An 11,858-nucleotide genomic window follows, 5' to 3' on the forward strand; every position below is an offset into this window, starting at 1 on the left:
GTGGCGCCAGCCACCAAAGGGGGACGCATTTCCAGCGCCCGCCAGGGCGGTTGTATGGTTTTCGCCGCCAAAGGCGGCATAAAAAATGGCGCCTTTGGCGCCGTACCTCCCTAGTGGAACGGTACTTCATACCTCCCGAGGGCGGGAGCCCTCAAACCGCCTGTAAGACGAAGCCGATCACAGGCAGAACCCTGACAGCCCAGGGCTGAAAGGCCCGGCGGCTGGCTCAACCCTCACGCCCGTAAGGGCGTGTCAACCTTCGGGAATACTGGGAAGCACCCCCTATGACCCCTCAGTCCCCAAGAACGCCCCTTTCGTATGCATCCTGATATCGCATACCCTTTCCACGAAGTTTTCCACGTAGGCTGCTGCTTCATGGAAGGTGTTCCGGGAGATGGGACGGGAGAAAGGGCCCTGCCAGCGGTAGTCCCGGAAGGCGGTAAGGAGGGAGAGGGCCTCGGGGGAGAGGTGGTTTTCTTCCGCTTCTTCCGGTGAGGCGGCGTCGAATCCGGACTGGGCCAGGAGTTTCACCGCCGTCATGAAGCAGAGAGGAAGGCTGTTTCTTTTTCCTCCCATAGAGCCTGCCTTGAGAAGGGTGTCATAGGCACCGTCGTCTTTCTGCCGCTGGGGGAAGAGTTTTTCGGTGAGCTCTATGACATAGAACCAGTAGGTCATTTCTTCGTAGGGCAGTTTCATTATGTCAAAAAGAAGGCGGCCCTCATACTGACTGAGGACCGCAAAGTCATCTTCCACAGAGGCTGTGAATCGGATGATGGCAAAGGGGGCGGTGAGACCGCTGCCGCAGCGGGTCATGACGGCCCTGGGAAGAATCATAGGCATGGGGCCCATGGAGGCAGTAAAAAGGGAGAGGGTCTTTCCTCCCTCTCTTCCCTGGCTGCTGTGGAGGACGATGGCTTCGCCGCTTTTAATTTCCCTCATGTTTCTCTTCCTTTCCCTTATCCCCCAGTTTCTCCGCCCGCACCCGGACGATACGGAAGCCGTCCATGCGGAGCACGGAGAAGCGCCAGCCGGAGAAGTCCACGTGGTCCCCCACCTTGGGGATTCGTTCCAGATGGGAGAAAACGAAGCCGCCGATGGTGGCATTCATATCTTCGCCGGACAGGTCGATTTCCAGCCGGTCCGAAACATCCTCCAGAATGACGGTGCCGTCGAATTCGTAGGTGCCGTCCTTCATGCGAAGGATTTCATAGGGCGTGGTATCCACGGACTGGGGAATCTCGCCAATGAGCTCTTCCACCAGATCCTCCAGTGTTACCATGCCCGACGTGCCGCCGTACTCATCCACCACCACCGCCAGGTAAATGCGGCGGTTCTTCATGAGCTGCAGCAGCGACGGCGCCGGCATGACTTCCGGTACCGTCAGGATTTCCCGCATAATATTCTTCACATTCACCTGTCCACGCAGAAGGCTTTCCATGAAATCCTTCACATGGATGAAGCCAAGAATCTGGTCTTTGTCGTCCATGCACAGGGGATAACAGGTGTGATGGGCCTTTGAAATCACCCGGCGCATGGTTTCCATGTCGTCATTATAATCCAGAACCACCATGTTATTCCGGGGAATCATGACATCCCGGGCCATGAGGTCGAAGAAATCGAAGGAATTTTTAATGAGCGTATTTTCCAGGGCATTCAGCCTGCCGCCCCTGTTGCTTTCCTCCACAATGCAGCGGATTTCATCCTCCGTATAGGTGAAATTGACCTCATTGCGGAAGGGAATCTTATGAAGCCGGAAAATACGGCGCACCAGGAAAAGACCGGCCTGCACCACCGGCTTGAAAAGGCGGCGGTTCCAGTGCACCACCCACCGGTGGGATGCCAGAATGGGCAGCGGCTCCACCAGGGCCCTGGTGCCGGGGTAAAGGATTGTCCCTGTCCAAAAGGCGGTAACCAGCACCACCGAGAGGACGCCAAGAATCACATCCACCGCCCAGGCAAGCTCCGCTCCCAGGAGCAGCAGAAGAAGGCGGCGTCCGAAAAACACCATGCCCAGAAGACTGATGGCAAAAACGCCGCAGTACAGCACAAAAGCCACCTGGGTGCCTCCCAGAATCTGGCTGGTGCGCTGGTAAAAAGGCGCCACCTTCCGGATCAGCTCCGGATCCTGCTCATCATTATCTTCAATGTACTTCTTTCGCATACGGGCAAAAGAAAAATTGACCAGTGTGTTTTTGTAATTCAGAAACGAAGCAGCCAGGGCCGCTGCCATAGACAGCGCCAGCCACTGTATATCGGTAGTAATAGGACATTCCTCCTTGTATAACACGGGACGCGCCTCTGGCGCGAGGGTTCAAAGGGTTCAGAAGGTTCAAAGGGTTCAGAGGGGAAGGTTGACGGGGCTTCGCCCCGAGGGTTGTGGTGGCGGCTTCGCCGCAATTTTTAAAAAAAAGGGGCGCGGCTCCGCCGCAGGTTGTATAGAAAGGGTTGTATTCGCTTCGCTCAGGGGGCGACAGCGCCTACGGCGCTGAGGGTTGTGGATTGCCCTTCGGGCAATGCTTATAAAGTCAGCGTTACGGGATTGGCTTTATGAGTCATATGGCATGATAGGCATTCTGCTGACTGGCTCGCTGCGCTCGCCACCCCCTATCCGGGCTGCGCCGGACTTCCCCCTATTCAGGGGGCAGAATAAACCTCTCAATATTTTCCCGCAGAGTCATGTGGCACAATGCTGAGCACCCATAGTGCCCCCTCGAAGAGGGGGAAAGGTGGTGCCGCAGGCACCAAAGGGGGGCCGCTTTGCCATCGCCCGCCAGGGCGGTTGTATGGCTTTCCCACGGGCGAAAGCCCGGTTGTAAAGGTTTTTTCATAAAAAGGCGCCTTCTATAATTTGGAGGCGCCTACCACCACCCTTTGAACCCTCTGCACCCTTCGAACCCGGGCGCCGAAGGCGCCTGAACCCTCACGCCCCGACAGGGCGTGTCACTTATGTTCCTTATATCCCAGTTCTCTCAGAATATAATCTTTATTCTTCCAGTCTTTGCTGACTTTGACCCAGAGGTCGAGGAATACCGGGGCGCCGATGAGGCTTTGGATTTCTTCTCTGGCTTCCTGGCCGGCGGCTTTGATGACGCTGCCTTTTTTGCCGATGATGATGCGCTTCTGGGAGTCCCGCTCCACGTAGATGGTGCAGCGGATGTAGACTTTGCCGTTTTCCCTTTCGGAAAATTCTTCGGTGTATACGCCGATGGCATGGGGCACTTCGTCCCTGGTGCGGGTGAGGAGTTTTTCTCTCACGATTTCCTGGACGATATTTCTTTCCGGCTGGTCGGTTACCATGTCGTCGGGGAAGTATTTCGGCCCTTCCGGCAGGTATTTCACTACGCACTTCATGAGCTCATCCAGGTTTTCACCGGTTTTGGCGGAGAGGGGGATGATTTCGGCGAAGGGGTAGATCTTGCTGTACTGCACGATTTTCTTCAGCACGTCTTCTTTGGAAATAAGGTCGGTTTTGGAGAGGGCGAGGATTACCGGCACTTTCCTGTCCTTCAGAAGGGAGAGGATGTAGCGGTCCCCGGCGCCCAGGGGGTCGTTCACAGCGCAGAGGAAGAGGATGAGGTCCACTTCGTCCAAGGCGTCCATGGTACTCTGGCGGATGGCTTCTCCCAGCTTGCTCTGGGGCTTATGCATGCCCGGGGTGTCCAGGAATACCACCTGGGAATTGTCGCCGTTCCACACGCCGGTGATTTTATTTCTTGTGGTCTGGGCGTGGGCGGAGACGATGGAAATCTTCTCACCCAGCAGGGCGTTCATGAGGGTAGATTTCCCTACGTTAGGCCGGCCTACTAGGGCGGCGAAGCCGGAATGGAATTTTTTATCAGTTTCTGTCATAGATTCTCCTTATGAATCAGTTCTTCTGCCTTGAAGGAAGAAGGAAATAGTTCTTCCAGTGTATAGGTGCGGTAGTCCTCCGGGGATTTTCCGCAGATGATGAGGGGCACATGAAATTCGGCCATCACCTGTCGGCAGATACCGCAGGGCATGGTGTAGTCCTCATGGCTCCCGATGATGGCAATGGCGGAAAATTTACGCTTTCCATGGGCAATGGCGCTGCCGATGGCATTTCTTTCGGCGCAGAGGGAAGCGGGATAGGACACGTTTTCCATGTTGCAGCCCGTATAGATGGTGCCGTCTTCCGCGAGAAGCGCCGCCCCTACAGGATAGCAGGAGTAGGGAGAGTAGCTCTTCTTCCTCACCGCTTCCGCCTTTTCCAGAAGGCAGCGGATGTCCTCAGGCTTCATTTTCTCTTTCCAGCTGCCCTTCTGTCACAATGCGGGTGAGGCCGCAGGCGCCAAGAATATCTTCCTCCGCCTTTCTCATGGCCTTCTTTTCCTCCGGGTCATAGTGGTCATAGCCCAGGATATGGAGGAAACCGTGCACCGAGAGGTAGGCCATTTCCCTTTCCTTGCTGTGACCGAATTCCTTCGCCTGTTCCACTGCCCGGTCCAGGTTGATGACAATGTCTCCCAGCGCCTTTTCCTCCTCCGGAATGTCGTCTTCCCCTTCGTTCAGGGCAAAGGACAGCACGTCCGTAGGCGCATCCACGTGGCGGTAGTCCCGGTTCAGCTCATGAATGGTCTCGCCGTCACAGATGAGCACACTGATTTCCGCATCTTCCGGCACCTTCTGCAGCTCCGCTCCCTTTTCCAGCACCCTGTGAATCAGTGCTTCCAGTTCCTCACTGTAAAATTTCATATCGCTATAATTAATTGTGATTTCCATGGCTGCTGCCTCCGTTTTTATTTTTCCTCTTTGCATCTTCCTCATAGGCATGAATGATGGCGGCCACCAGGTCGTGGCGCACCACATCGTCCTCTGTGAAATGGACCTGGCCTATATCCTTTACCCCCTTCAGCACCCGGAGGGCATCGATAAGACCGCTCTGCACATGGGGCGGCAGGTCGATCTGGGTGACATCGCCGTTCACCACCATCTTCGACCGGAACCCCAGGCGGGTAAGGAACATTTTAATCTGCTCCACCGTAGTATTCTGGGCCTCGTCCAGAATGACAAAGGATTTCTCCAGCGTGCGTCCCCGCATATAGGCCAGCGGCGCCACCTCGATCTGCCCCTTCTGCTGGAGCCGAATGAATTCTTCCGGCCCGAACATATCCAGAAGGCCGTCGAAGAGAGGACGGAGATAGGGATTCACCTTTTCCTGCATATCGCCGGGAAGAAATCCCAGCTTCTCCCCTGCCTCCACGGCGGGACGGACAAGGATGATCCGCTGCACATCGTGATTTCTAAGCGCAAAAGCTGCCAGCGCCACTGCCAGATAGGTCTTCCCCGTGCCGGCAGGCCCGATGCCGAAGGTAATGGAATTTCGCCGGATGGCATCCACATAGAGCTTCTGCCCCAGAGTCCTTGGACGGATGGGATTTCCGCTCTTGGTGAAATTGATAATATCGTCCTCCATGTCCCGGAGAAGCTGCTCCTTCCCCTCATCCATGAGACGCATCACCAGAAGCACCTGCCGCTCCGACAGCCGGATCCGCTCCCGCACCATATGGCGCAGCCGCTCCACCACCGCTGCCGCCTTTGTCACCGCTTCATCCTCACCCTTCATGCGGATGAGATTGCCCCGGCCGGACACATCGATGCCGTAATGGTCACCAATCACCTTCAGATAAGAACTGTCTCTCTCAAAGACATGGGACGCTTCCTGCTGGTCCCTGATCAGTATTTCTTCTACCCGTTCCGTAATCATTTCCCTTTCTATTTCAAAAAATGACGCACCCCGGCGCCGTCCAGGTAATCACACCGGCACCCCTGGATAATATTTCTTTCCTCCAGAAGGCGGTGGATGGCATCCTTCACCTCCCACCAGGGAGAGCCTCCGTTCACAGTAATCGTATTTCCGCCGGACGCCCGGCCCACCATGCGCTGGATAACGATATCCTTTCTGAGATAGGAAATAAAAAGCGCTGCCCGCTCCAGGTACTCCTCCATAGGGAGCAGCTTCACTTCCCCCTTCTCGTACATGTCTGCCAGCTTCGTCCCCTTCACGATATAAAGGGAATGAAGCTTCACCTCCGTCACCGGAAGGGCGGAAATGATTTTTGCCGTCTCCGCCACATCCAGCCGGTCATCCCAGGGAAGATCCGCAATCACATGGGTGCAGAGGCCAAAGCCATACCGCCCGATACGTAGGCACGCATCTATATACTCCGCCAGCCCGTGGCAGCGGTTCAGCACCGCCAGGGTATGCACATTGCTGCTCTGCAGCCCCAGCTCTACCGTCACATCCTTGTGAAACCGCTCCGACGCCTCCTTCAGAATATCCAGATACACCTCATGGACACAGTCCGGCCTGGTAGACACATCCAATGCCACCACCGCCGGATGGCTCATGGCCTCCTCCACCCACCTTTTGAAATCGGAAGGCTTCGCGTAGGTATTTGTAAAATTCAAGAAATAGGCAATAAACTTTCTGGCCTTGTACTTCGGCCCCACATGGGCCATACTTCGGTTAAGCTGACGGGTAATCTCCATCCCCACCGCCTTCGTCTCATAATCGGCGCCGATGGATCCGCAGAAAATGCAGCCCGCCGAAGACAATGTGCCGTCCCGGTTCGGACAGGTCACCGGAAGGGACACGGGAATCTTATATACCTTCTCCCCGTACCGCTCCTTCAGATAATCAGAATAATTCCTGTAACGCTCCATAAATCTCCTGTACTTCAATAAACAATGAGTCAATATAATTATATAACAAGTGGGGCTAAGTGCAAAGGGCCCGGGTCCAAAGGGGAAGGTTGACGGCCCTGCGGGCCGAAGGTTCTCAAGGTTCTTAGGTTTGACGGGCCCTTTGGGCCCAAGGGTGGTGGTGGCGGCTGACGCCGCAGTATAAAAAGGGGCGCGCCTGTCGGCGCAGGTTGTGTAGAAGGGTTGTGTTTCAAATGGTGGGGAAAAGGTTCATTCCCCCCATTTCATTGTCCCACTATGGAGGTCCTGCAAGGGCCTCCAAGTCAGCCGAAGTTGGCCTCCAGCCTGCCCATTAAGAGGCCATCCTTTCAACCGGCTGACCGATTTGCAAGGGGTAGGTGGTGCGTCAGCACCAAAGGGGGCGGCCACGAAGTGGCCCCGGTTCAAGGGGTTCTAAAGACAGCGGCCTTTGGCCGCTGAGGATTATGGCGCCCACCGTCACGGCAAGCGGACAGCGGAAAGCGGGCAGCCGCACTGTACCATTCCCTGCTCCCCTTTTCAAGCTCATATTTTTCATTGTCTAGGGAAGCGCTGATTAATTCGCAGAGTCTGCTTTTATAAGAATTTTTATGCACTGCTTCGTCATGGGGCTCCTTAAATAGCTCACTATTCGCGTCGCCCCGTTCCTTGCATTGAATAAAAACACAAGAATGAAATCCGATAACGGTTTAATCAGCGCTTCCCTAGCGCTCCCCTACAGCACGGCTATCACCGACTCACAATATTTTGCGCGTCACTGCGTTCCTTCATCCACTGCTGTCACTGACTCACTGGATNNATTTAATCAGCGCTTCCCTAAAGTGTAAAAACATACTATAATAACTATGTATGCATAACTTTCATTTCTAAGGAGGAAATATGGAATCTTTGAACAATGCAGTTTCCGCCATTAACGGATTTCTATGGTCATCCGTTATTATTGCCCTGCTGGTGGGCGCAGGGTTTTATTTCACCGTCCGCACCAGAGGGGTGCAGGTTCGGTACTTTGGACGGATGTTTAAGCTGATTGCCCACACCGCCGGCAGGAAGACGGAGGGAAATGAGGTTTCTCCTTTCCAGGCATTCTGTGTCAGTACCGCTTCCCGTGTAGGGGTGGGAAATATTGCGGGTATTGCCATTGCCATCGTCTCCGGCGGCCCCGGCGCTATTTTCTGGATGTGGTTTATTGCCGTCATCGGTTCTGCCACCGGTTTCGTGGAATCCACCCTGGCCCAGATTTACAAGGTGCCCAGGGAAGACGGAAACGGTTTCCGCGGCGGCCCGGCTTACTATCTGAAGAACGGCCTTGGCCACGGTATCTGGGCAGCTGTATTTGCCATCCTGATTTCCGTCACCTACGGTATGATTTATAACTCCGTACAGTCCAATACCATCGCCCTGGCGCTGAACCATGCACTGGGCTTTGACCGCATGATCGTAGGCGCCGTGGTCACCATGCTGGCCATGCTGGTCATCTGCGGCGGCATGGGCCGTATCGCCCGGGTGACTGAATGGATGGTGCCCATCATGGCCGGTGTTTACATCGTAGTAGCCATTGGCATCATGCTTTATAACATTACGGAAATGCCCCACGTTATTTATGTCATCCTTCGCGATGCCTTCGACTGGCAGGCCGTATTTGGCGGCGGTATGGGCGCTGCTGTGCTCACCGGTTTCAAGAGAGGCCTTTTCTCCAACGAAGCCGGCGAAGGTTCCGTACCGAATGCCGCAGCCACTGCTGACGCCACCCACCCGGTAGTACAGGGCCTCATCCAGGCCTTCGGCGTATATGTAGATACCCTCTTCATCTGCTCCGCTTCTGCCTTCATCGTCCTCCTCACCGGAGACTACAGCGCCACCGGACTCACGGGCATCGAACTGATCCAGTGGGATTTGTCCCGGTACTTCGGCGATTGGGCTCCGAAGGCCGTTTCCTTCCTGATTTTCCTCTTTGCCTTCACTTCCCTGGTTGGAAATTATTATTACGGTGAAATCAATATCGGCCACCTGACAAACAAGAAATGGCCGCTGAATCTTTTCCGCGTCTTCATCGCCATCATGATTTTCTGGGGCTCCCAGGCAGACCTGCCGCTGGTATGGAATCTGGCAGACCTCTTCATGGCCTTCATGGTCCTCACCAACGTAAGTGCCATTATCCTCCTCTTCCCCCAGGCCCGCGCCTGCCTCATGGATTACGAAAAGCAGCTGAAAAAGGGCATCAAAGTGCCCCTTTTCCATAAGGATGCGCTGCCGGATACCAAAGGTATCGTATGGTGGGATGATGAAAATAATTCCAACCACATGAAACGGATGGAAAAATAATTGGTGAAATCAAAAAAGACTTCTGCTTCGGCAGAGGTCTTTTTGATTGAATGGTTCTTAAGGTTCCGAGGTTTGACAGCGGCTCCGCCGCAGGCTGCGCGGCAATGATTCTTATAGGCCGCCTACGGCGGCGCCTTTGCTGGAGAAAGGCCTATCCTCAGCCCTATCGGGCAGCTCCTTCCAGTGGAAGGAGCCTTACGTTACGTGCTTCCCTTCCCGCCTCAATCGTCAGAATACTGAGCGACAGCGAAGGGTTTCGGTACACGTAGACATTGACTCCGACTAGCCCACTAGCCCACTAGTACACTAGCCCACTAAAGCATACCGGTCGGCAGGAAGTCAGAAGTCGGATGTCTATCTTCTATCTTCTTTTTCCCCTTCAGAACGTCTTATCCAGATGGCCTACGACTTTCTTATTTCCTTTTTTCTCGTCCCGGTCTTCCATTTTTTTCATAATGTCATAGAGGTCTACGCCCGCATTTTCCCAGAGAACGAAGAGGTGGTAGAGGAGGTCGCAGGATTCGTCTATGATTTCTTCCTTGTCTTCGTGCTGGTCGGCGATGATGACTTCGGAGGCTTCTTCTCCGATTTTTTTGTCGATCTTGTTTTTGCCTTCTTTCTGGAGGTAGTTGGTGTAGGATTTTTCCTGGGGATGGATCCTGCGGTCTTTGATTTCTTCAAAGAGGGTGTGGAGGATGGCAAGGTTTCCTTCTCCTTCCCCGTTATCCCAGCCCGCAAGGTTCCTGTAGAAACAGGTTCTGTTTCCTGTATGGCAGGCGGGGCCGTCGGGGATGGCCTGCACCACCAGGGTGTCGGCGTCGCAGTCTACGTAAATGCGCTGTACATGCTGGAAATGTCCGGACTCTTCGCCTTTGTGCCAGAGTTTCTGCCGGCTGCGGCTGAAGAACCAGGTTTCGCCGGTTTCCACTGTTTTGGCAAGGGATTCTTTGTTCATGTAGGCCACCATGAGCACTTCGCCGCTTCTGGCGTCCTGCACCACCGCCGGCACCAGGCCTTTTTCGTCAAATTTTATATTCTGAATATCTACTGACTCCATAAATCCTCCTTACATCCGCACGGGTACGCCGTGGTCTGCCAAATATTTTTTCAAATCAGGGATAGCGATTTCGCCGAAGTGGAACACCGAGGCCGCCAGGGCAGCGTCGGAACCGGCTTCGAAGGCTTTGAGGAAATCTTCCATTTTTCCTGCACCGCCGGAAGCGATGACAGGGATGGAGAGCTGTTCTGACAGGGTATGCATAAGTTCCAGGTCGTAGCCATTTTTTTCGCCGTCGGTGTCGATGGAGTTCATGCAGATTTCACCGGCGCCGAGCTCCATGCCCTTCCGGGCCCATTCCAGTACGGAAATACCGGTATTCTTCCGTCCCCCTTCGATGTACACATCCCAGCCGCCGTTTCCGTTTCTTTTACCGTCGATGGAAAGGACAACGCACTGGTTTCCGAAACGTTCTGCACTTTCCCGGATGATTTCCGGATGCATGACGGCAGCGGAGTTCACAGACACTTTATCCGCCCCTGCCAGAAGCATGGTGCGGAAATCGTCGGCTTTGCGGATGCCGCCGCCTACGGTAAAGGGAATGGTGAGCTCTTCCGCAATGGCCTTCACCGTGTCCACAAAGGTTTCCCGCCCCTCGTGGGTGGCGGTGATGTCGTAGAACACCAGCTCGTCGGCGCCGGAGTGGGAGTAGAACTTTCCTAAAGCCACAGGATCATCTACGTCCTGCAGGTGATGAAATTGTTTTCCTTTGACTACCCTGCCATGGTTCACGTCAAGGCAGGGGATAATTCTTTTTGCAAGCATAGTATGCTCCTTTGCTTTCTGAGGAAAATGGGGACAGGAGGTTCTCCTCATCCCTATTGTCCCCCCGCCTGCGGGGGGACGGTGGTGCCGCAAGGCACCAAAGGGGGTGGGCCCATGTGAGTCGGAAAAGGTTCTTAAGATTGATGGGCCTGTGGCCCAAGGGTTCATAGGAGACGGTTGACGGGGCCTTTGGCCCCGAGGGTTGTATAGAAGGGTTGTATTCGCTTCGCTCAGGGGGCGACAGCGGCTATGCCGCTGAGGGTTGTGGTGGCGCCCTATGGGCGCAATATAAAGTCAGCGTTACGGGACTTGCTTTTGTGTCATCAGTGCTGTCCCCGTCATTTCGAGCGGTGGTACGAGCCGGTATGATTCCATAGTTTCATGGAGCCGGTGAAAGGGAGCCAAGAAATCTCCCTGCAGAATGCTGCCTTGCGATCGGTCAGCCGACTAAAAGGAAGGCCTCTTTATATTTCTCGTTTCCCTTTGAGGGGAACGCCTCGAAGAGGCAAAGGGTGTACGAGGGTAAGAATAATTATGATACTCCTTCGCCAGTTTATGCAGGGCCAACTTCGGCTGACTTGGAGGTCCTATGCAGGACCTCCACAGTCAGTTCAGCATAGAGTATCATTTCGCCACTTAACCTCGTACACCCCCGCGCCACGCCGTGGCCCTCTCCCCCTAAAGGGGGCGCAAGACGTTACGGGGCTTGCATTTGTGTCACTATGGTTCCCTCGTCATTTCGAGCGGAGGTACAAGCCGGTATGAATCACATAGTTTCGTGGAGCCATTGAAAGGGAGCCGAGAAATCTCCCGATAGAATGCTGCCTTGCAGCAGGCAGCTTTTGGCTTATCTTCTGTGTTCCTCAGGGCTTCGCCCAGCTCCTTTCTGAGAAAGGAGCCTGCGTTACGGGATTTCTCTCCTGCTTCTTAAGCACGCTAAGCATGGCGGTGAATTAGCCACCTTCGGTGGCTCCCCCTTATCCCGCTTCGCCGGACTTTCTCCACGGGAAAG

General features: G+C 54.7%; 10 protein-coding genes. 1 reads left to right on the forward strand and 9 read right to left on the reverse strand.

Translation table 11 applies throughout. The annotated features are described in order from the left end of the window. Nucleotides 1-282: 282 nt before the first annotated feature. The 7 genes from recO to B2Y11_RS03340 all read right to left on the reverse strand — a co-directional run bounded on the left by recO (nt 283) and on the right by B2Y11_RS03340 (nt 6,684). Nucleotides 283-939 (reverse strand): DNA repair protein RecO, encoded by a 657-nt coding sequence (recO, locus tag B2Y11_RS03310; protein WP_291056184.1) that lies wholly within the window; start codon nt 937-939, stop codon nt 283-285. Next, entirely contained in the window at nt 926-2,287 is a 1,362-nt protein-coding gene (locus B2Y11_RS03315; protein WP_291056187.1) for a hemolysin family protein, read from the reverse strand. Before B2Y11_RS03315 ends, recO begins: the two co-directional genes overlap by 14 nt. Nucleotides 2,288-2,940: 653 nt before the next feature. Further along, on the reverse strand, nt 2,941-3,849 hold the full coding sequence (gene era / locus B2Y11_RS03320) for a GTPase Era (protein WP_291056190.1): 909 nt from the start codon (nt 3,847-3,849) through the stop codon (nt 2,941-2,943). Next, nucleotides 3,846-4,259 (reverse strand): cytidine deaminase, encoded by a 414-nt coding sequence (locus tag B2Y11_RS03325; protein WP_291056193.1) that lies wholly within the window; start codon nt 4,257-4,259, stop codon nt 3,846-3,848. Before B2Y11_RS03325 ends, era begins: the two co-directional genes overlap by 4 nt. After that, nucleotides 4,249-4,740 carry an rRNA maturation RNase YbeY gene (gene ybeY, locus B2Y11_RS03330; protein WP_291056196.1) on the reverse strand — a complete coding sequence of 164 codons (492 nt, stop codon included), beginning with the start codon at nt 4,738-4,740 and terminating at the stop codon, nt 4,249-4,251. The genes B2Y11_RS03325 and ybeY overlap by 11 nt, the downstream gene beginning before the upstream one ends. Continuing rightward, on the reverse strand, nt 4,724-5,725 hold the full coding sequence (locus B2Y11_RS03335) for a PhoH family protein (protein ID WP_291056199.1): 1,002 nt from the start codon (nt 5,723-5,725) through the stop codon (nt 4,724-4,726). The genes ybeY and B2Y11_RS03335 overlap by 17 nt, the downstream gene beginning before the upstream one ends. Before the next feature lie 8 nt (nt 5,726-5,733). Further along, nucleotides 5,734-6,684, reverse strand: coding sequence for a TIGR01212 family radical SAM protein (locus B2Y11_RS03340; protein ID WP_291056201.1), 951 nt, complete (start codon nt 6,682-6,684; stop codon nt 5,734-5,736). 897 nt (nt 6,685-7,581) lie between these two features. Here B2Y11_RS03340 and B2Y11_RS03345 point away from each other — a divergent pair. Further along, nucleotides 7,582-9,024 (forward strand): alanine/glycine:cation symporter family protein, encoded by a 1,443-nt coding sequence (locus B2Y11_RS03345; RefSeq protein ID WP_291056202.1) that lies wholly within the window; start codon nt 7,582-7,584, stop codon nt 9,022-9,024. Between the two features lie 379 nt (nt 9,025-9,403). On the opposite strand, the gene hisIE is transcribed toward B2Y11_RS03345, so the two are convergent. Next, nucleotides 9,404-10,081, reverse strand: a complete 678-nt coding sequence (gene hisIE, locus B2Y11_RS03350) for a bifunctional phosphoribosyl-AMP cyclohydrolase/phosphoribosyl-ATP diphosphatase HisIE (protein WP_291056205.1) — start codon at nt 10,079-10,081, stop codon at nt 9,404-9,406. A gap of 9 nt (nt 10,082-10,090) precedes the next feature. After that, nucleotides 10,091-10,846, reverse strand: coding sequence for an imidazole glycerol phosphate synthase subunit HisF (hisF, locus tag B2Y11_RS03355; protein ID WP_291056207.1), 756 nt, complete (start codon nt 10,844-10,846; stop codon nt 10,091-10,093). Nucleotides 10,847-11,858: the final 1,012 nt, after the last annotated feature.

The sequence above is a fragment of the Dialister sp. UBA1703 genome (assembly GCA_002320515.1).
Lineage (GTDB): Bacteria > Bacillota > Negativicutes > Veillonellales > Dialisteraceae > Dialister.